The 18,996-nt window shown below is 69.5% G+C and carries 24 protein-coding genes; 5 read left to right on the top strand and 19 right to left on the bottom strand.

Going from position 1 to position 18,996, the window contains the following annotated elements; translation table 11 throughout:
* Positions 1 to 55: 55 nt before the first annotated feature.
* From SZN_RS06710 to SZN_RS06650, 13 genes are all read right to left on the bottom strand, one after another.
* Entirely contained in the window at positions 56 to 889 is an 834-nt protein-coding gene (locus tag SZN_RS06710; RefSeq protein WP_007492663.1) for a class I SAM-dependent methyltransferase, read from the bottom strand.
* Between the two features lie 100 nt (positions 890 to 989).
* A complete protein-coding gene (locus tag SZN_RS06705) occupies positions 990 to 1,634 on the bottom strand; it encodes a mycothiol-dependent nitroreductase Rv2466c family protein (RefSeq protein WP_050815019.1) in 645 nt (214 codons plus the stop codon).
* A 58-nt stretch (positions 1,635 to 1,692) separates the two neighbouring features.
* Positions 1,693 to 2,355 (bottom strand): 3'-5' exonuclease, encoded by a 663-nt coding sequence (locus SZN_RS06700; RefSeq protein WP_007492660.1) that lies wholly within the window; start codon positions 2,353 to 2,355, stop codon positions 1,693 to 1,695.
* Positions 2,356 to 2,446: 91 nt separating this feature from the next.
* Positions 2,447 to 3,412: a phosphoribosylaminoimidazolesuccinocarboxamide synthase gene (locus SZN_RS06695; RefSeq protein WP_007492657.1), complete on the bottom strand. Its 966-nt coding sequence runs from the start codon at positions 3,410 to 3,412 to the stop codon at positions 2,447 to 2,449.
* A gap of 31 nt (positions 3,413 to 3,443) precedes the next feature.
* Positions 3,444 to 4,220, bottom strand: a complete 777-nt coding sequence (locus SZN_RS06690; protein ID WP_043728894.1) for an HAD family hydrolase — start codon at positions 4,218 to 4,220, stop codon at positions 3,444 to 3,446.
* The gene (locus SZN_RS06685) at positions 4,217 to 4,984 is read right to left on the bottom strand and encodes a dTMP kinase (protein ID WP_007492653.1); all 768 of its coding nucleotides are present in this window, start codon (positions 4,982 to 4,984) and stop codon (positions 4,217 to 4,219) included. Before SZN_RS06685 ends, SZN_RS06690 begins: the two co-directional genes overlap by 4 nt.
* 79 nt (positions 4,985 to 5,063) lie before the next feature.
* A complete protein-coding gene (locus SZN_RS06680; protein ID WP_007492651.1) occupies positions 5,064 to 6,176 on the bottom strand; it encodes a DegT/DnrJ/EryC1/StrS family aminotransferase in 1,113 nt (370 codons plus the stop codon).
* Complete coding sequence (locus SZN_RS06675) at positions 6,173 to 7,207, bottom strand: radical SAM protein (protein WP_007492649.1); 1,035 nt, start codon at positions 7,205 to 7,207, stop codon at positions 6,173 to 6,175. Before SZN_RS06675 ends, SZN_RS06680 begins: the two co-directional genes overlap by 4 nt.
* A complete protein-coding gene (locus tag SZN_RS06670; RefSeq protein ID WP_078508474.1) occupies positions 7,197 to 7,919 on the bottom strand; it encodes a dTMP kinase in 723 nt (240 codons plus the stop codon). The genes SZN_RS06675 and SZN_RS06670 overlap by 11 nt, the downstream gene beginning before the upstream one ends.
* 90 nt (positions 7,920 to 8,009) lie before the next feature.
* Positions 8,010 to 8,540 carry a phosphoribosyltransferase gene (locus tag SZN_RS06665; RefSeq protein ID WP_007492645.1) on the bottom strand — a complete coding sequence of 177 codons (531 nt, stop codon included), beginning with the start codon at positions 8,538 to 8,540 and terminating at the stop codon, positions 8,010 to 8,012.
* A gap of 43 nt (positions 8,541 to 8,583) precedes the next feature.
* Complete coding sequence (gene folE / locus SZN_RS06660) at positions 8,584 to 9,219, bottom strand: GTP cyclohydrolase I (protein ID WP_007492644.1); 636 nt, start codon at positions 9,217 to 9,219, stop codon at positions 8,584 to 8,586.
* A gap of 49 nt (positions 9,220 to 9,268) precedes the next feature.
* The gene (locus SZN_RS06655) at positions 9,269 to 10,015 is read right to left on the bottom strand and encodes a 7-carboxy-7-deazaguanine synthase QueE (RefSeq protein WP_007492643.1); all 747 of its coding nucleotides are present in this window, start codon (positions 10,013 to 10,015) and stop codon (positions 9,269 to 9,271) included.
* Positions 10,012 to 10,422 carry a 6-pyruvoyl trahydropterin synthase family protein gene (locus SZN_RS06650; protein ID WP_007492641.1) on the bottom strand — a complete coding sequence of 137 codons (411 nt, stop codon included), beginning with the start codon at positions 10,420 to 10,422 and terminating at the stop codon, positions 10,012 to 10,014. The genes SZN_RS06655 and SZN_RS06650 overlap by 4 nt, the downstream gene beginning before the upstream one ends.
* A gap of 327 nt (positions 10,423 to 10,749) precedes the next feature.
* Here SZN_RS06650 and SZN_RS06645 point away from each other — a divergent pair, with 327 nt between their 5' ends.
* A complete protein-coding gene (locus tag SZN_RS06645) occupies positions 10,750 to 12,216 on the top strand; it encodes a peptide deformylase (protein WP_007492638.1) in 1,467 nt (488 codons plus the stop codon).
* Between the two features lie 256 nt (positions 12,217 to 12,472).
* On the opposite strand, the gene SZN_RS06640 is transcribed toward SZN_RS06645, so the two are convergent.
* The 4 genes from SZN_RS06640 to SZN_RS06625 all read right to left on the bottom strand — a co-directional run bounded on the left by SZN_RS06640 (position 12,473) and on the right by SZN_RS06625 (position 15,189).
* Positions 12,473 to 13,243: an aldo/keto reductase gene (locus tag SZN_RS06640; RefSeq protein ID WP_007492636.1), complete on the bottom strand. Its 771-nt coding sequence runs from the start codon at positions 13,241 to 13,243 to the stop codon at positions 12,473 to 12,475.
* Complete coding sequence (locus tag SZN_RS06635) at positions 13,240 to 13,842, bottom strand: AAA family ATPase (RefSeq protein ID WP_244313306.1); 603 nt, start codon at positions 13,840 to 13,842, stop codon at positions 13,240 to 13,242. Before SZN_RS06635 ends, SZN_RS06640 begins: the two co-directional genes overlap by 4 nt.
* Before the next feature lie 157 nt (positions 13,843 to 13,999).
* Positions 14,000 to 14,710, bottom strand: a complete 711-nt coding sequence (locus SZN_RS06630) for a hypothetical protein (protein WP_007492632.1) — start codon at positions 14,708 to 14,710, stop codon at positions 14,000 to 14,002.
* A complete protein-coding gene (locus tag SZN_RS06625; protein ID WP_007492630.1) occupies positions 14,707 to 15,189 on the bottom strand; it encodes an ATP-binding protein in 483 nt (160 codons plus the stop codon). Before SZN_RS06625 ends, SZN_RS06630 begins: the two co-directional genes overlap by 4 nt.
* Before the next feature lie 105 nt (positions 15,190 to 15,294).
* Between SZN_RS06625 and SZN_RS06620 the strand changes: the two genes are divergently transcribed.
* Genes SZN_RS06620 through SZN_RS06610 form a run of 3 tightly spaced genes read left to right on the top strand, consistent with a single transcriptional unit; the run spans position 15,295 to position 18,080 of the window.
* Positions 15,295 to 16,752 carry a helix-turn-helix domain-containing protein gene (locus tag SZN_RS06620; protein ID WP_007492628.1) on the top strand — a complete coding sequence of 486 codons (1,458 nt, stop codon included), beginning with the start codon at positions 15,295 to 15,297 and terminating at the stop codon, positions 16,750 to 16,752.
* Positions 16,749 to 17,639 carry an aminoglycoside phosphotransferase family protein gene (locus SZN_RS06615; RefSeq protein WP_043728851.1) on the top strand — a complete coding sequence of 297 codons (891 nt, stop codon included), beginning with the start codon at positions 16,749 to 16,751 and terminating at the stop codon, positions 17,637 to 17,639. Before SZN_RS06620 ends, SZN_RS06615 begins: the two co-directional genes overlap by 4 nt.
* Positions 17,640 to 18,080 (top strand): gamma-glutamylcyclotransferase family protein, encoded by a 441-nt coding sequence (locus tag SZN_RS06610; protein WP_007492623.1) that lies wholly within the window; start codon positions 17,640 to 17,642, stop codon positions 18,078 to 18,080.
* A gap of 60 nt (positions 18,081 to 18,140) precedes the next feature.
* Here SZN_RS06610 and SZN_RS06605 read toward each other — a convergent pair whose 3' ends face one another.
* Together SZN_RS06605 and SZN_RS06600 are read right to left on the bottom strand one after the other, a co-directional pair.
* Positions 18,141 to 18,521 (bottom strand): hypothetical protein, encoded by a 381-nt coding sequence (locus SZN_RS06605; protein ID WP_007492621.1) that lies wholly within the window; start codon positions 18,519 to 18,521, stop codon positions 18,141 to 18,143.
* 3 nt (positions 18,522 to 18,524) lie between these two features.
* Positions 18,525 to 18,773 (bottom strand): hypothetical protein, encoded by a 249-nt coding sequence (locus SZN_RS06600; RefSeq protein WP_043728875.1) that lies wholly within the window; start codon positions 18,771 to 18,773, stop codon positions 18,525 to 18,527.
* A gap of 44 nt (positions 18,774 to 18,817) precedes the next feature.
* Between SZN_RS06600 and SZN_RS41270 the strand changes: the two genes are divergently transcribed.
* Positions 18,818 to 18,994, top strand: coding sequence for a hypothetical protein (locus SZN_RS41270; protein WP_007492617.1), 177 nt, complete (start codon positions 18,818 to 18,820; stop codon positions 18,992 to 18,994).
* Positions 18,995 to 18,996: the final 2 nt, after the last annotated feature.

The raw sequence follows: 18,996 nt of genomic DNA, 5'->3' as shown, positions 1-18,996 counted from the left end.
TGGATCGTGCCGCGCACCGGCCGGGACCCGGCGGGCTCGGTCCGACGCCCTCCGATCACGCCTGGGCTCCGTCGAGTTGAGCGACGACGACGAGCCAGCTCGTGATCGTGACGTCGTCGGGATGAGTCTGGGCATACGCCTCATCCAGGATTGCCATCTGCTGTTCGTAGGAGAAGCCGCGTTCGGGGCGGGCGAAGACCGGGATGGACAGCCAGGCCCTACGCTCGGCCATGGTGGTGTGCTGGGCCGTGACGTCCGTTTCCACCAGCGTCAGCCCGGCTGCAGCCAGATGGCCGGTGACGGCCGTGAGCGGCAGTCGGGCGGCGCTCGCCGGCGCCGGGGGCGTGCCGTAGTCGCGGGCGGCGATCTGCTCGATCAGCGAGCCGAGCGAGGGCTTGGCGGGTCGGGTTTGTGCGTCCGGGTGGGTGACTCCGGCGAATCCGCCGCCGATATTGAACACGAATCGGCCGCCGGGACGCAGAACGCGGCGGACCGCGGTGAACACGGCAGCCACGTCCGTCTTCCAGATGGCCGAGTTGCACACGACGGCGTCGACGCCGTGGGCGGGGGCGTGCTCAGCCAGGTCCTCGGCGGGGGCGGAGACCCAGGACAGGCGTGGATCGTTCAGGGTGCGGCGGCCAATGCGCTGCATGGCCGGAGCGCTGTCGAGGGAGATGACCTGGGCGGCGGGCGGCGCCAGGGCGAGGATGGCTTCAGCTGTCGCCCCGGTGCCGCCGCACAGGTCAACGATCATGTGGCTGTCGGTGAGGCGGGCACGGGCGGCGAGGTCGCGGCTGGAGGCGCTGTACATGGGGAAGGTGCGGGCGAACGTGGCGTAGGCCTCGGCGGTGGTCTCGTCGTCCCAGCCGGTCAGGGCGTCCTGCGTCAACGTGGTGTCCTCGATTCGGTGTTGGTCCCGGGCCGGCCGGTTGGCTGTGGCGTCGGTGGCTTCAGCCGTACTGCGCGCAGGCCGCGCCGGGGGTGCCGGATCAGTCGAAGGACGGCTTGCGGTCCCGGGTCCGCTTGAGTTCGAAGAAGCCGTCCGTCGCGGCCACGGCGAGCAGGCCGTCCCAGAGCCGTCCGGCGGCTTCGCCGCGGGGGGCCGGGGTGACCACGGGGCCGAACAGGGTCGTACCGGCGATCCGCAGGACGGGGGTCCCGACGTCGAGTCCGACCTCGTCGAACGCCTCGTGGTGCGAGTCCTTGATGAGCTGGTCGAACTGGGCGCTGGTGGCCGCCGCGGCCAGCGAAGCTGGCAGACCGGCCTCCGCCAGGGCTTCGGTGATCACGGTGGGATCCTCGCGGCGCCGCTGGTTGTGCAGCCGGGTGCCGATGGCGGTGTACAGCGGGCCCAGCGCAGGGCGGCCGGCGTGCTCGGCGGCGGCGGCGCAGACGCGCACCGACCCCCAGGCCCTTTCCATCAGCTTCCGGTAGTCGTCGCTGAGGCCCTTGCCCTCGCGCTGGTCGAGGTTGAGGTAGGCGAGCGACATGATCCGCCAGTCGGCGCGCACCGGTCGGACCTGCTCGACCTCCAGGAGCCAGCGCGAGGTGATCCAGGCCCAGGGGCACAGCGGATCGAACCAGAGCGGGACCTCGTGGACATCGTCGCTGTGCGGCTCTTCCGTGATCGTCATGATGGGCACCGTCCAATCTCCGTGTGGTCGTGCACGGGTTCGGCGTTCTGTAGGTGGGTTACATGTCGAACAGCCCGCTCTGGACGGGCAGGTTGTGCTTGGCGGTGCGACCAGCGACCTTGACCAGGGCCGCAAGGCCGCCGAGCCGAGGGTCTTCGTCCGCGGCGCTGATGAGCCGGAGGAAGACCTTCGCGGTGACCTCGACGTCGGCCAAGGCCCGGTGCCGGTCCGGCGGCTGCGGGATGCCGAAGTGCGCCAGCAGCGTGTCGAGTTTGTAGTTCGGCAGGTTCGGGATGAGGCGCTTGGCCAGCGGGATCGTGTCGAGGAAGTCGGTACGGGCCAGCGTCGGGCAGTGCTCCGCCTGGTGGTGGATGATGCCGGCCTCGGTGGCCGCGTGCTGGGCCACCAGCAGGTACGGGGTGCCGGCCGTGAGCCGCCGGTCCAGTGCCCCCAGCGCCTCGGCCGGGGCGGGGGCCGCCTCGAGCTGCTCGGCGGTCAAGCCGGTTTGAGCGGTGTCCGCCGGGGTCACCGGGGCGAACGCCGGCGGCCGGATCAGGGACGTACTGCGGCCGGTCTCCCGCCAGACGCCGTCCAGGCAGCGCAGAGCGAGGGCCGCGACCTCGATGGGCTGGGCCGGGTAGCCGGTGGGGGTCGTCGTCTCGAAGTCGATGACCACGAACGTCGTCGCCCGAAAGGCCGGGTCCTCGGTCAAGCGACCCATGTGATCACCGTTCTCGTGGGTTCCGTCACGCTGCTCGCCCCGGCCCGCGCCGAGGCGAGCATGCCCGACTGCCAGCCGTCGTGATGCACCGTCACCGGCCGATGACGTCGGCGACGGCCCGGGCCGCGGCAGGTAGATCCGGCCCATGCCAGTGCTGCTCGCCGGTCCAGGTCTCGCTCAGGGACCGGTACAGGTCCGTCATCACCGGCAGGAAGTCGGGCGGGAGCGAGGCGGGCCGCGGCCACTGGCTGCGGGGCACGCCGTCGGCGATCAGTTTGCTGGTGGGGATCTCGTTCCCGGAGCCCACGTACCAGTCCCGCAGGACCTGCTTGCCACAGTGCACGCCGTCCAGCATCAGGCGGCTCTCGTCCGGTGTGCCGGGGCTGTCGGCGAGCACCAGCTCCTGATCGCTCGACATCAGGTACTCGGCCTTGCCGTCGCAGTGGCTCAGCCCGACCTTGTCCGCGTGCCCGGTCAGCACCGTGTTGATCGTGAGGGTGACCTCGCGCAGGGCCTGGAACTGCTCGTCGTCCAGGCCGGCGAGGTGCTGGGCCTCGGCCGCGGTGAGGAACCGGTTCACGTCGTCCCGGGTCGTTGCGTACTCGATGAGCGGCCGCTTCAGCTTCTCGCCGACCGGGGGGACCGTGTCGAGTCCGACATCGGCCGGGGTCAGGTCGCCGACGGCCAGCCGCCGGTGGACGGAGCTGCCCGGCGGGAGCTCGTTGCGGAAGAGGACCTGGAGGGGGAGCAGGTAGTTGCCGGACGCCGGAGTGAGGGGACGGGCGGTGGGGTCCGGGAGGCGCGCCAGGGTGAACTCGATCCGGTTCGGGGCGATGAACCGGCGGAAGTGCGTCCGTACGCCGGCATCCTCCAGCAAGCGGAAGTTGAAGACGGCCATGCGGCAGATCGCCTCGCCCTTGCCGGGGATCGCATCCGGCATCCGGCCGTAGTGGAAGACGGTGTAGTGGTCGGTGTACTCGAAGACGCCGACGCCTTCCCGTCGCGCGGTCGGCGGTTCGATGACGTGCAAATTCTTGGTCGAGTTCAGGACGGGCATCGTGCTCCTCGGGGTCGACGGCATTGCGCCGTCATCGGGTGGGGTCTGCGAGCCGGGGCGCCGCGGTGCCCGCGGCGGCGGCCGGACCGGAGCCGCCGGGCTGTGTGCTTTCGCGCGGTACCTGCGCCCCGGCGGGCGAGGGGACGTATTCCGCAGCCGCGTTGCCAATGGGGGTCAGGTGGCCGTCGATCACCGTGAGCACCTGCATGCCCGCTGCCCGGGCGGAGTCGATGCCGTCGGGAGCGTCGTCGACCGCGAGGCAGCGCTCCGGCGTGACGCCCAGGCGGCGGGCGGCGGTGAGGAACAGCTCTGGGTCCGGCTTGCCGCGGGTGACGTCCTCGCGTGCGACGACGGCCGCGAACGCGTCCTTCAGACCCAGGGCGTCGAGTCCCGGGGCGACGAGCAGCCGGGTGGCGCCCGACGCCACGGCGCAGGGAAGGCCGGCACGGCGTGCCTGCTGCAGGAGCTCCACGACGCATGGGATCGGCGTGATGGTGTGCACCGTGGCCAGCAGGTGGGTGCGGCTGTGCTGGATGATCTCGCTGTGGGGCAGATCCCGGCCGCCGGGCAGCACTGCCAGGAGGTCGTGGATGGACAGGCCGATGTGCCGGCCGTACCAGTCGGGGTCCAGAGCAACGCCGTACGGCTGAAGGGCTGCGCGCAGCGCGTCCTCGTGCCCGCGCCGGGTGTCGGCCAGGGTGCCATCGAAGTCCAGGACCAGGGCCTGGACCACTTCGTCGATCGCGGGCACACAGGTGCCCGTGCCGCGGTCGCCCGGACAGGCCGAAGGCTGGGCGGCCGTACTCATGCCGCCTCCGCGGTGGTGCGCCGACCACAGCACATGCACGCCGCGTCCGGGCCCTGCCACGGCTCCATCAGGCAGGCCAGGGCGCCGCCGGCGCCCTGGATCCACGCCCGGATCTGCTCGGCCGCCTCGTACTCGTCGACGCTTCGCCGGTCCACGACCCGGTAGCGGGCCGGGTCGGTGGCGGCGAGCCGCTCGAAGAGCGTGCACGCCGCGCGCATGAAGTCGGCCTGCTCGTCGGTGAAGACGCAGCGGTCGCGCCGCTGGGCGCGCTCCACGGCCTTGGAGGCGTCGTCGGTGACGAGGATCGTGAGGTCCGGCAGTGGCCGGTAGGAGGAGGCGAGGTCCAGCAGGTCGGTCGCCGTCTGGAGGGCGGCGTCCGGGTCGTCGGGGTGCAGCAGAAGTGCCTGGCACACCGCGGTGGTGTCCACGCTGCGGCCTTCGATAACGGTCTGCCCGCGGGCCAGATCGGGCAGGACAGTGTCCAGGTCGTGCCGCTTGATGGCCATGAGGAGCAGGGCCTCGGCCATCGGAGTGCCGCCGCGCAGGAACGGGTCCCCGGCGCTGGCGTCGCGCAGCGAGCGAAGCAGGGTCTCCCCGAGCCCGGGGCGCCCGTTGGCCCGTTGGGAGAACTCGTCCAGCATCAACGGCTTGGTCTTCAGGGCCTCGACGGCACGGTTGGTGAGGTAGGTCTTGCCGACGCCGTTGAGGCCCTCGGCGGAGATCAGCGGGCCGCGGCTGCACGGGGGAATCGGTGTGATCGTCATGCTGCGGTATCCGTTCGGGGACGGGGACGGCGGGCCGCCGGACCCAGTTGGCCGGCGGGTGCGGGCTTGCGGGGGTTGGTCAGGCGCGCCATGCGTCGGCCTCCCGGGTGAGGACGGCGGCGTAGCGGTCGAGGACTGCTTCGTCGTCGCGCTCGCTCAGGACGATGGCGAGGGTGCGGTCCAGAATCTGGGCGGCGCCGCGGCACGGGGCCCGATCGCCGCCGGTGAACATGGGCCGGGTGTCGCACGGCACCAGGCGGAAGCTGCCGGTGGAGCTAGGCACTCCGAGCTGGGCGAGGTGCTCGGCGAACGCCCGGGGGTTGGGCAGGCCGATGCGCAAGAGCGGGGAGTAGTGGTTCCACGTCTCGTCCGTCGCCGGCTGGAGCGGCGTGAGGCCGCGGGCGCCGGTCAGGGCGCGCAGCAGGTAGGCGGTCTGGGCGCGGCGGCGCTCCAGCAGGGCCGGGAACCGGAGCAGGTTGGCCTGGGCGAGTGCCGCGATCAGCTCGGGCATACGCCCTGGGAGTCCGAGCTGTTCCTGGGGGCGGCTGCCGGGCGGGGGCGTCAGCCAGTGGCCGCGGAAGGCCCGGACGTGGGCGGCGATGGCTGGATCGCCGGACAGGACGAAGCCGCCTTCGTTGCTCCAGAGGATCTTGCCGTCCTTCGTGCTGAAGCACCCGGCCGCGCCGACCGAGCCGGCCGGGACGCCGGCGCGCGACGTTCCCGCGGCCTGGGCGGCGTCCTCGACGATGGCGAGCTCCCGCTCCGCAGCGAACGCGCGGAGGCTGACGGGCGCGCCCATCCTGCCCCACAGGTGCACCGGGACGATCGCCTTGGTCCGGCCCGTGACCTTGGAGGCGGCGTCGGCGTAGTCGAGGTCGAGGGTGTCGGGGTCGCTGTCGACGAACACCGGCTTCGCGCCGAGCTGGACGACTGGTTGGGCGGTCATGATGACGGTGAGCGCCGGCAGCAGGACCTCGTCGTCGGGCCCGACCCCGGCCGCGGACAACGCAGCGTGCAGGGCCGTCGTACCGGAGGACACCGCGACCGCGTGCCGCTGGGCGAACACCTGGGTGAGGTCGTGCTCGAACCGGGTGGTGAACTCGGCGCCGGTAGCGTCGGGCATGTGGGACAGCGCCGCCAGCACGCTGTCGCCGAGGTCCTCCGCCCGGGGGAGCGGTGGCAGGCCGGTCACCTTGCCTCCCGCGCGAGGAGACGGGGCATGCCGAGCACGAGCGGGCCCATGTTCACGCAGTCCCGGGAGAAGTGGGAGCAGTCCGTGCACGCCGGACGGCCGGCGAACAGAATCCGCGCGTCGGCGCCGACTATGCTGCGCTGCTCCGCCGGGGCGGTGGCGGCGATCCGGCGGTCGGACGGGCAGTCCCACAGCGAGCCGTCGGGCTGGATGAAGAACAACTGCGCCCCGCCGAAGCAGTCCGCGACCCGGCCGCTGTCCTGGGTGGCGATCGAGGCGAGGAACTGCCGCACGTAGTCGGGGTCGGGGAGGGCGAGCCCGCCCGGGTCCGCCTGGAGGCGGCGCAGTTGGTCTTCGACCGCAGGGACGTCGGCGGGGGTGTGGCACCGCTCGGCGAAGAGCTTGTGGTCGGGGGGCAGGGAGATGGGCTGCGGGACGTAGTAGTCGACGCCGACCTCGGAGGCGAGTCGGGCGACGCCGGTGATCTCCTGGGGGCGGTCGCGCATGACCACGGTGTAGATGCCGACCCGCGGGCTCGGCCCGGAGCCCCGCTCGCTCAGCAGGGCGCGGATGCCGTCCAGGACCTCGCGGTGGCCGACCCGGCCGGACCGGGACGGCCGCAGCAGGTCGTTGACGGCTGCGTCCGCGCTGTCGAGGGACACCGAGACCCCGTCGACGCCGAGCTCGACGAGCCGTCGTGCCATGCCGGGCCGGGTGAGCGGCACGCCGTTGGTCGCGACGACGACGTCGCACCCGGCGTCCTTGATCGTCTTGATCAGGCTCAGGGTGGGCAGCCAGTCCAGCGGTTCGCCGCCGGCCAGGATGACCCGTTCGACCGGCGAGTCGGCCAGGGACTGCGCGAACTCCTCCATGACGGTGCGGTCGAGGTCGCGGACAGGGATGTGGGACAGCAAGCCCGGGCCCACGGGGAGCGCTTCCTTGTGGTCGGCCAACTCTCCGAAGTAGCAGTGCGGGCAGCCGAACGAGCAGGGCGAACGCAGCGCCCACAGCAGCGTGATGTCACGAAGCACGGCTGACCTCCCGCTGTGCCACGAGGGCGAGCACGGCGTCCTCGACGGCCTTGCCGGTCTCTTCCGGGCCGTGGCCGGTCACGTCGATCACGGTGAACCGGTTCGGCTCGGCAGCGGCCAGCTCCCGGTACAGGTAGTCGGTCTGCTCGATCACCTCCAGGGCGCTCGCCGGCAGCGTGCGCCCGATCCGGGCGGCGAACCGGGCCACACAGACCTCTAGGTCGCCGGTCAGCAGGAGGGTGGCGTCCGGCATCGACCGCCACCGGCGGGCAGTGGCCAGGATCTGCTCCGCCACCGCCCGGGCGGGCGTTGGCAGGTGCTCGTCGTGCAGGATCGCCCCCTGACACACGGCCACGCTGTCCACCCCGCGGTCCTCGAGGACCACGTCGACGCCGGCCAGCATCTCGGGGGTGAGGCGCTCGAACTCGCGGAACTTCAGCGCCAGCAGCGCGAGCGTCTCCACGACCGGATGCCCGGTCCGCAGACAGACGTCCCCGCCCGCGGCGAGGGCGGCGATCACCTGGCCGGGCAGGGTGTCGCCGGCCTGGTCGGTCAGCTCGTCCAGCCGAAGGCACCGCGAGCCGAGCGAGGCGGCCACCGCGCGGACGGCCGTGGTCTTGCCGACCCCATTGATGCCCTCAACGCTCACCCACAGCGGCCGATCGGGAGCCTCCCAATCGCGGCGGGGCCTGGGAACCCTGGTGGTGGTCATGCCGGCCTCCGGCACACGAACAGCAGCCCAGGCGCCCAGCCGGTAGCCACCGCCGGAGCGCCCGGTCGGGGTCGGTACTGCTCGCTCAGTTCAGTGCTCATGCTGTCCCTCCCACGGGAAAACGATCCAGGTGTCGTTCAGCGATGCGATGTGGTCGATGGCGCGGTCGGGGTCGGCCTCCTGCGTCCAGTTGGCCCGATTCACGGTGAGGACCGCGGTGCGCACCCGGGCGGGGCCCAGGGCGCGGAGCAGGTCGGCCGTGTGGGCGAGGGTCGCGCCGCTGCCGGCGATGTCGTCGACGAGCAGCACGTCCAAGTCCGTCAGGTCGCCGAGCGAGGCGGGGTTGCGGACGATCGGCAGCAGGGTCTTGGCGGCGTTAATGCCGTCTACGGTGGTGCGGGTGACCTCGACCGTTCGTACGTCGCGGATCCCGAGACGGTGGGAGAGCCACACGGCCGGGATCATGCCGCCGCGCACGATGCCCACCACGGCCTGCGGTATCCCGCCGACCGTCACCAGTTCGGCGAGGGCCTGCGTGGCGGCGCCGATGTCGTCCCACGTCAGGTACAGGGGGGCGGGCCGGTCAGCGTTGGGCGCGGGCGGCGGCGGGGACGTGGCCATCTGCTGCACCTCCTTCTTGGTTTGCTTGCTTGCCGGTCGGGAATCAGGCCGCGTTCCACTGGGCGGCGGCGAGGGTGACGAACTGCTGGTTGAGCACTGGGTCACTCCGGAACTGGCCGCCGGCGTGCACCGTGGTGGTGCGGGCGGCCTCCATCCGCACGCCGCGCATGCTCATGCACAGGTGCACACCGCGGACGGCGACGGCGACGTCTTCGCGTCCGATCACGCCGGCCAGGTGCTCGGCGAACTGCTGGGTGAAGCGTTCTTGAACCTGGAGTCGGCCGGCGTAGTGCTGGGCGATCCGCCCGAACTTCGACAGACCCACCACCTCCCCGTTAGGCACGTATCCGGCGGTGACCTGAAGGTTCATGGGCAGCATGTGGTGTTCACAGAGCGACCACACGCTCATGCCGCCCACGATGACCAGCTGATCGCTCAGCTGGGACTCGGTGAAACAGGTGGCCGTCGCGGCATCGTCCGGGGACAGGAACGCGCGCCACCAGGCCGCGACACGGTCCGGGGTGCCGGCCAGGCCCTCGCGAGCGGGGTCCTCGCCCAACGCGACCAGGAGCTGGGCGATCAGGTCGGCGACCCGGCAAGTGTCGATGGCCGCGCCACAGGGGCCGGCAACGGGGACGGGGCTCAGGTCCGGCTCGGAGCTGGCGACAGATGTCGTCATGGGCTTCTCTCGCTTCCAGGGCTGGGGAACGGAGCAGGCGGGCGGGAGCTCAGCGGCCTCGGGCGTCAGCGAAAGCGATCACGTGGAGCCGGGTGGTGAAGCGCCAGTGCCGGGCCGCGACCGCGTCCGCGAGGACCCGAGTGGTTGCGGTGATCTCCTCAGCGGTGGTGCCTTCCGGCATCACCCACACCGGTGCGAGCCGGTGCGCATCGGCGAGCTCGGCGATCCGGTCGAGGTCGGCCACCGTGGAAGCGACGAACTTGAACGCCGCCCGCTCGGAGGCCGCGAACGCCTCCAGCGCGGCGGGTACGAGGCTCTTGGCCTCTTTCACGCCGAAACTGGCGAGCTTGGGCGAGACGTTGAACCGAACCCCTTCGACTATCAGCTCAGGGAGAGGAGCGATGGTCCCGTTCGTCTCGAACTCGACCCGCTTTCCGGCGGCCAGCAGCTTCCGGACGAGAGGCACCAGGCGCGGCTGCTGGATCAGCGGTTCACCACCGGTGATCACGACCAGCTCCACCGGCGAGGACGTGCCCCAGGACACCAGGTCCGCCACAGACCGCCTCGTCGACTCCTTGCGCGGGTCGAACTGGGACCAGTCCCAGGTGTACTTCGTGTCGCACTTCGCGCAGGTCAGGTTGCACCGGGAGAGGCGGATGAACAGGGCAGGGTGCCCACAGCTCGGCCCTTCGCCCTGGAAGGTCGGCACCTCGACGCCGAAGCACTCCGCAACGATCAGCCATAACTCGGCATCGTCCGTCGTCGGTCCGTTGACGATCGACTCGAGTGTGGTCACTGCCCCTCCACATCGAAGCGTGCCCAACTACTGCCGGTCTCGCGGACGAGGACCGCGACCAGGCGGCCGGGAACCTTCTCCAGGAGGTTCTGGATGAACCAGCCAGCCAGGAACTGGGCCAGGCGCTCCGAGGTCGGCTCGAAGGGGAGGATCTCGTGCAGGTTGCGGTGGTCCAGTTCGGTGTCCAGGAACTTTTTGAACGGGGCGAGAGCGCCGAAATCGGTGACGAACCCTGGCTCTTCCAGATGCGGAGCCGTCAGGATGACCTCCACCTCGTAGCTGTGGCCGTGCTGGCGGGAGCACTTGTGCTCGGGCGCCAGCCCGGGGAGGCGGTGGCCAGCCTCGAATCCGAACTTCTTGCCGATGGTGAAGGCCCCGGACGGCAGCGGAACGGAGTTGAGATCCATGAGCTTCCTTCGGGAGTAGGGAACGAGGCGGCTCAGGCCGCCGGAGCAGTACACACAGAGGTCGGCCATCGTGCCTGAGCCCTGGTGGGCCGTACGCTCGCACCATGCACCAGTTCGCCGAGGTGATCGTGTGTCGCTCAACTGTGCGTGCAGCAATAGGAGTTGGTGGTCATCCTGCGGCGACGAGCGAAGGGCGGCCGCTGACGTACGCCGATTACGACACAACGCCCGCCAGCTAGCACCATTGAGCACTCGCCGGGCAGGATGAGGCGATGGTGAGGGGCACTCACTCACGATCTTGCCGAACTCCCAGAGGGGAAAGGCGCCTTGGACAGCGAGGAGCGCGGCACGTTCGCCGCTGAACTCACGCATTGGCGAACCGTTCGGAGTCTGTCTAAGAGGGCTTTGGCGGCGCGACTCAACGTTGACCCCTCGTACGTCAGCCATCTCGAGGCCGGCCGCGAGCATGGCAGCGCCCACCTCGCTCGCCGCGCTGATGCGGAACTCGATGCCGGCGGTGCCTTGTGGAGTGCTTGGCAGCGGACCGACACCACTTGGCCCAAGGCTGAGCAGTCCGAGCCCCCTTCCCACACAGCTCTGCTGGTGCTGGAAGACGATGCGGCCCTGGACTTCGACGGCAGCACCTTCCACCTGCGGATGCGCCGGCTTCTGCGTAACGTCGGTGCTGATCCCGTCACGCGCTACCTCGTCCGCATTAACGTTGACCGCTACCCCTCCGAACCGGAGCGCTCCAACGCCCTTTACCGGCGCCACCCTCTGACCTGGGAGGAACTTGGTCTGGAAGCCCACTGCGGTGAAGATCCCATGGGCTGGACCGTCAAACACGACCGTGACGCGTTCAAGGAGGTGTGGCTTCAGTTCCAGAGCGCCACCAGCCGCTTCCCTCTCTACCCGGGCCAGGAAGCGGAGATCACTTACTCCTACAGCGTCAGCGCCGACAAATGGGGTCCCTGGTTTCAGCGGGCTGTCCGGTTGCCGACCCGGCGCCTTTCCGTGGAACTCGCCTTTCCGACCCTGACCGAGCCGACCGTCTGGGGGACGGAGACCTCCATGAGTACGGACTTTGCGCCTTTGCGTACGCCTCCTCGGCAGAGTGCGAGGGGTGACCGGACGGTCTTCGCCTGGACCACGATGGACCCACCCCTGCACGCCCGCTTCCGCTTGGAATGGCGCCTCAAGGATCCCGACACGAAAGAGAACACCCCTGTGAGCACCCTCTCCGCGAGCCAGGCCATGGCGAACGCCGGCATCGTCCAGGAAGGCGCCCCTGTCCTCTCCAGCCCGGCCCGTCCGTTCGACCTGCCGGCCGAAGCCGCTGAGGCCCAGCGCATCGTCGGTGAACTCTTCCGTGCCACCGAACGGGTCCGGGAACTGCACACGTTCGGTAAGGGCATGGGCATCGCCGCCCCTCAGCTCGACATCGACCGCTCTGCAGCCGTGGTCGTCCCTCCGGACCCGGAAGCCGAGCCAATCGTGCTGCTGAACGCCACTATTGAGGAGACGTCCGCGGACCAGGACGAGCAGTTCGAAGGATGCTTGAGTTTTTTCGACGTCCGTGGTCGCGTTCCCCGCCCCCTCAGCATCGTCGTCGCGCACTGCGACCTCGACGGCAACACGCGGCTGTCCCGCTTCACGCAAGGGATGGCCCGCCTCGTCGCCCACGAGCTCGACCACCTCGACGGCGTTCTCTACCGCGAGCGCATGCGCCCGGGTGTCCGACCGATCCCGGTCGAGGAATACCGGGGAACTGGGACCCAGTGGCAGTACGGCTGAACCGGGCCCAGCTGAGTAGGTGACACCGGTGGGCCATTTCATTTCTTCTCAACCCCCTCTGTCTGCGCTTTGGCGTGAATGACCGAGTTCGACACGGTTTCCAGAGGTGCCCCAGGCTGCTACTGGCTTGGTGCCGCCGTGCGCGCCGATGAACTGTGCCCAGCTCGGGAACCCGGCCCGAGCGCGACGCGGCGTACCAGGTCGACCTGTCAGCCGAAATGACGGCGCTGCGGGGCGGTGGCCATTGCGGTGGGCATCAGACCGGACCGTCCTGCACGGCGGCCACGATCTCGTGGAGGTGCCGGGGCTGGCTGGTGCTAGGGATGGGGGCGACGTTAGAGCTCCGGGAGAGGAGCCAGTGCAGCGGGGCGGCGGCCCCGTGGACTCGGGCCAGGAGGCCACCGTCCAGCGGCCGGCAGGCCACGTATGGCATGCCCAGGTCGCGGCACATCTCCACGGCGTCGTCGTTGCGGTCGGTGGTGTTCAGCACGTTCTGCACCGCGGCGACGGGCCGGTACTTGAGCACGTACCGGATGTCCTCGGGCATGACCTTCGACAGGCCGATGTGCCCGATCTTCCCCTCGTCCTGGAGGGCTTGCATGACGGCGATCTGGTCGTCGCGCGAGACCTCGGGGTCGATGCGGTGCAGGTAGCACAGCTCCAGCCGTTCCACCTTCAGGCGGCGGAGGCTCGCTTCGACGCAAGCCCGCAGGTAGAAGGGGTTGCCGAGCGGCTTCCACTGACCAGCGGCGGGGCGGACCATGCCGACCTTCGTCGCGATCAGCACGTGCTCGGGGTAGGGGTACAGCGCTTCGCGGATGAGGTGTTCGACGGTGTGGGGGCCGTAGGCGTCGGCGGTGTCGATGTGGCTGATGCCGTGGGTGTGGACGGCCTGTCGAAGCACGCTGAGCGCGGTGTCGCGGTCGTCCGGGTCGCCCCACGTGCCGGGGCCGGTCAGGTGCATGGTGCCGAAGCCGAGGCGGGAGACGGTCTTCCCGGCGATGGTGATGCTGCCGCCGGGACTCATACGAGCTCCTCCTTCAGGCAGCGCTGAACGGCGATGTCTACGGCGTGGGCCTGGCTGTCGGGGTCGCTGGTCACCCGCTGGTGGGGGATGACGTCGTTGGCCAGGAGGCGGTGCACGCGGTCGTCGACGAGGCGCCGGAAGTGAACGTCGTAGTCGTGGCTGGTGTCGACGGGCACGCTCTCGTCGAGCACGGTCGCGAACAGCAGGTCGTACTTGGGGAGCTGCGTGGAGGCGAGGGTCAGCAGGCGATCACGTTCGCGCCGGGTCGGGGTCTCGGCCCGGAACGCCATGGCGGCCTCGAAGTAGGCAATGGCTTCGTGGGCGGCGTGGTCGATGAGGACGACATCAGCGCCCTGAGCGGCGGCGTTGGTCTCGTCGAGGATGCCCTGGGCGATGATCCGCTCGGTGGACTGGGCGGTGTGGTGCTGCATCGCGGGCAGGCCCGCCGCGGCGATGCGCTTGCCGGGCTGCCCGGCGCGCGTCACCGTGACGCCGTGGCCGCGCAGCTCCTTCTCTATGCGATTCAGGAGCGTCGTCTTGCCCGTTGAGTGGGTGCCGAGCACAGCGATCCGATGGGGCTGGGAGGAGGAAGTCACCACAGGGTGGGGTCCGTTTCTGGTTCGGGGGAGGTAGGCAGGCCGGGCGGCACGGCCGCGGTGCCCAACTGGTCCCAGGCGTCACAGCGGGAGAGGGGTGGGGACTGCTGCCTGCCCGATGGCCGCAGAGCCAGTGTCGTGCGGCGACCGGGCAGGGGGTCTAGGCGGCGGATGTGGCCAGCTCCTTGAGTAGTTCGAGCAAGCCAACGACGCGGAACGACTGGAGGCGGCGAACGAGCTGCGAGGCCAGGAACGTTCCGATGTTCGGGTGGCCGTAGGGCAGCGGTGCTTCGGGCTGCGCGACGACCTTCACACCGCCTCGTCCGTCACGCCCGTACAGCGTGCCGTCAACGCCGTAAAGGGGCGCGCTCCTGGCCAGGAACACCATGGGGTCGTTCTCCAGGTGCTTGCAGAGCCTCGCGGCGGCACGGGCGTGCCTGCGGCACACGGGCGGCTGGTTCGTGAGGATGCTCGGCTGGGATGGATCGTAGTCCCGGGGGCCGGCGAGGAAGATGAACCCGAGCGGCGTGCGGGCGGGCCGGGTGCAGACCTGGCAGAGCATCGTCTGCATGCACACCATCTGTCGGTGGGGGTGTATCAGCTTCCACTGCGGCTCACCGGTGATCCGGCCCTGGGCATCAACGGGGTTCCAGCCGCACCGAGCCCACAGGGCGCCGCGCGGGTCGCGGTCCCGCGGGTCCTCGTCCGCGTAGCAGAGCCGCAGGCCCGTCGGGTGCCGGGTGATGATGAGGTTGTCCGGGGCTGCGTCCTCCCCTGTCCTCTGTGTGATGTAGGGGACCAGGGAGAGGTTCTTGTCTGTCGGCTCGATGGCTCGTGGGTTGTACGAGAGTCTGAGGGATGGGAAGGTCACGGCTCCTCCGTACGACCCTCGGACTCCTGGTCGGCGACGAAGAACCAGACGTCTTTGCCGGCATCCGTTTTCGAGACCGACGATTCGTCGACCAGGGCACGCACGAGAGCCAGTCCGCGGCCGCTCTCATCAAGCGGCCGTGCGTTCCGCCGCTCCAAGGGACTCGGATCGCTGTCACGCACCACTGCGGTGACGCCGCCGGGAACGCGCTGCACGAGAATGTCCGCCTGGCGGCGCCCGCTGTCATCAGGAGCGGTGTGCTCCAGCACGTTCGTCAGCAGCTCGTTGACGGCGAAGAGGACGCGGTCGACCGTGTCCTCCCCGGCGCGCCACCACCGAAGGTGTCCCCGCACGATGGACCGCACGGTCGCAAGGTCCTCGGCCACCACATCGAACGTCGCTTCGTACTGGCGGCGGCTTCCTCTGGACATCGCGCGAGCCGGTCCGCCCGCCTGGGGGGTCTCGAGAAGCGCGCTCATCGATGCTCCGTCCGTTGTGCCGGAATCCCCTTCATCAGGGGACGGTTGCGGTGTGTACTGGGACCGAACCGATCAGCAACCATTCAGGCAGAGCGCGGCGCGGGCGTGCAGAGCCTGATGCCGAAAGCCAGAAAGTTCGGCATGACAGCGACGGGACCGGAGATGCCGCAGCCAGAGAAACAGCTGAAGCCAGAAGAATCACCGCAGGACTGGTTCGGCTCTGAACTGCGCCACCGCCGCAAGGAACACGGCCTGTCGGCAAGGGCGCTGGGGCGGTTAGCCCAGGTCAGCGACGACATGATCCTGATGATCGAGAAGGCCAAGTACCCCTCCCTGCAGCGCGAAGTGGCGCAACAGTTCGACAAAGTCCTCGACACCGGGGGCGTCTTCGACCGCGCGTGGCCTATGGCCTTTGGTAAAGGGGATGCCGAAAAGAAACGCGCTGATGCCGATAAACGCTCCTCGGGCCGTGCGGAGGGAGCGATTCAGGTGCACGCAGGCCGCATCCTGGGCAGAGACGATGTACCTCCTCGCCCTGGGAGCCATGAGCCCGTGTACCGACGGCGATTCCTCCAAGGCGGCCTCGCCGCCCTTGCCCCCATAGACCTCATGCAGGCGTTCGCCCCGCCAGGCCTGACGCTGCCCGACTCCATTGGCATGCGCACCATCGGAGAGGTGCAGGAAGTCGCCACAGTCATCAGCGGGCTCGACAACAAGCTCGGCGGCGGCGGCCTGGTCAGCGAAGTCGCCAGCCCGGCCATGCAGTGGGCTGCCGGGCTCCTCCAGGTGCAATGCCCGGAGCATCTGCGCGCAGAACTCTTCGCCGCGGTCTCTCGACTCGGGATCGTCGTCGGAGCCTCAGCCTTTGACGCCTACCGGCACGCTTACGCCACCCAGACCTTTACCTTCGCCGCCGATTGCGCAGAAGAAGCAGGAGACTGGCACCTGCGCGCGAAGACCTACAGTCTCCTCGCCCGGCAAGCCGTCTGGAAGGGCGAAGCGGACGACGGACTCACCTACGCAGAGAAGGGCCTGGTGCGCTCCGACCGGATCACGGCCACCGAACGGGCCATGCTGCACACGGCGCGGGCCAGGGCGTTCGGAAAGATGGGGAATGTCCGAGACTGCATGGCGGCCGTCGGCCAGTCCGACGAGGCATTCGAACAGGCACGCCCTCAGGAAGACCCGGCGTGGATGGCCTACTACGACGAGGCGCAGCACAATGGCGATACCGCGCACGCTCTATTTGATCTCGTCGTTGGCGAAGGCCAGGACCCCGGCCGGGCTGCGCGCCGCTTCGCGACCGCCGTGCGGGGACATGGCGACGCCTGGAAGCGGTCCCGGGCGATCTCGCGAACCAAGCTCGCTGCGCTCATCATGGCGACGGGAGATCCTCGGCAAGCCGCCGCGATCGGCCACGAGGCTCTTGATGAAGCTGGCCAGCTCACATCTCGACGTGCCGCCGATGACCTTCGTCAGCTAGGGGCGTTTGCTGCCAAGCACCCCACCATTCCGGAAGCGGCAGGGTTGCGGGAGCGCATCGCCGCTACGGTCTCAGCATGACGACGTCGGCAGTAGCACGTGCCCGGCACGTACTCGAACAGGCTTGTGCCGGTGCGGGGTTGGCTGCCGATCGTGCGGAGCCGGTACGGCTGGCAGAGAACCAGATCTGGCGGCTTCCTGGGCAGCAGGTGATAGTGCGCGTCGCCCGGGAGGGACAGGCCTCCGCTGCGCGACGGGAGGTACGTGTAGCGCGCTGGCTCGCCGAGAACAACGTGCCGGCCGTGCGCCTGGTCGACGTTCCCCAGCCGGTCGAAGTGGACAGCTGCCCGGTGACCTTCTGGGAAGAACTCCCGCCCCACGAGCACGGCACGACCACCGATGTCGCGCAGCTGCTGCTGCAACTCCATACGCTGCCTGCCCCCGACTTCGATCTCGGGCACCTCAGACCGTTCGTCCGGATCAGCGAGCGGCTGGAGGCAGCAGCGACATTGGACCGGGCGGACGTCTCATGGCTGCACGGGCTCCACCAGGAACTCGAGGCCGCCTGGGCGGACCGGCCAGCCGGCCGACGTGACTGCGCCGTTCATGGCGATGCCTGGCCCGGCAACCTGGTCCGGCTCATCGGTGGCGGCCGACGGATCATGGACCTTGAGCGATTCTCCCTGGGGCCGCCGGAATGGGATCTCGTCTCAACGGCCGTTCGCGCGAAGACGACTGGCGCCGTCACTGCAACGGAGTACGACACGTTCTGCGAGACCTACGGGTACGACGTCACCGAGTGGGACGGGTACGGGATCCTCGCAGGGGCTCGGGAACTTCGCATGGTGACGTACGCAGCCCAGCACGCAGCGAGCCACCCCGGATGGGCCGAGCAGGCTCAGCACCGGGTCGACTGCCTGCGTGGCCGCAGAGGCCCTCGCCCTTGGAACTGGAAGGGAATCCTGTAGGTGGACCGGCTAGCCGCGGGCCCAGACGTCCTGTTCTGCTACGGCACACTTCGCTTCGGTACCGTCCTTGAAGCCCTGCTGGGGCGGATACCCGCCCGAGTCCCGGCGTCCCTGTCCGGTTGGCGCGCTGCTGCGCTCGAGGGCCGGGTCTACCCCGGCCTCGTCTCGGCGCCCGACGTCGCGGCGGACGGCATGGTGCTGACCGACCTCAGAAGCAGAGAGTGGAAGATCCTCGACGCATTCGAGGATGACCGGTACGAGCTGCAGGCACTGACCCTCTCCTCCGGGACCCGCGGGTGGGCGTACGTATGGCCACACGGTGAGGTCCGGCCGGAGAACTGGGACGCAGTCGAGTTCGAGGCCCTACACCTGCCGGAGTACGCAGCCAGGTGTGCACGCATCGCTCCGGCCCTCGCTGCGGGCAGGCCTAAGCCTGAGTAGCGACAGCGGCGCCCCGCCGGCGCCGCCAATCTGCCGCCCTTCATCTCTGGGGGATGAAAATCACGCGGTCTTCCAGGCTCGCAGCTTCTCAGCGATCCCATAGCTGTCGAGCTGGAAGGCGCGAACGTCGTGAATCAGATCGCGCCAGAGCTCGAACTTCTGGTCCACGCGCTCCCCGGAGGCTTCCAGGTAAGCGATGGCCACGCCGTACGCGAAGACCTCGTTACGAGCGGGCAGGGGCCGGAGGAGCACGATCTCCTCAAGGAAGGTCGCAGCTCGCCAGAAGGCATCTGGGTCCGCCTGATCTAGACGCGGAGTGTTCGCACGGTGTCGCTGTGCCATCCCCACGAGAATGGACAGGTCATTCACGGTGAGGTCACGCCGCAGGATGTCTTCCTGGCGCTCGAGAAACCACCGGTAGTCGACGAAGAGCTCAGGCACAGGTCAGGCCGCCTGCGGGGTGCTGTGGGCGGCCGGCGGAAGCCCGCCGAACTCGGCGTCGAAAGCCTCCATGATGCCGGGCTCTGCGATCACGCGACGGAAGGCAGCAGTTGCCGTATCCAGCGCCCGCTCCTGCTCCTTCTCATCAGCAACCTTGGCGAGGTAGGCCTTGACCGTGAGTCCTGCAGCGGCGGCCAGAGACTGCAAGGTGTCCCTGGTGTGCGTGTCGATCTTGACGCTCGTATCTGCCATGACCCCGAGTATGCCGTACAGCATACTCGGCTGACTACTCTCCGGTGGAGGTCGAGGACAGCGAGCTGATCGTCCCGGTACCGCTGCCGAGGGACGTCGCGGAGACCGCGCCGACGCACTCCGTGCCCGACCTCGTCGCCGCTCCCGAACGGCACGCGGGGGATGCTGACCTGCGTCTTTTTCGTCCGATCGTGCGGGATGCATTCCGCAGCGAGCACTGACC

This window comes from Streptomyces zinciresistens K42 (genome assembly GCF_000225525.1).
Lineage (GTDB): Bacteria > Actinomycetota > Actinomycetes > Streptomycetales > Streptomycetaceae > Streptomyces > Streptomyces zinciresistens.
This window is presented reverse-complemented; position numbering and strand designations above follow the sequence as displayed.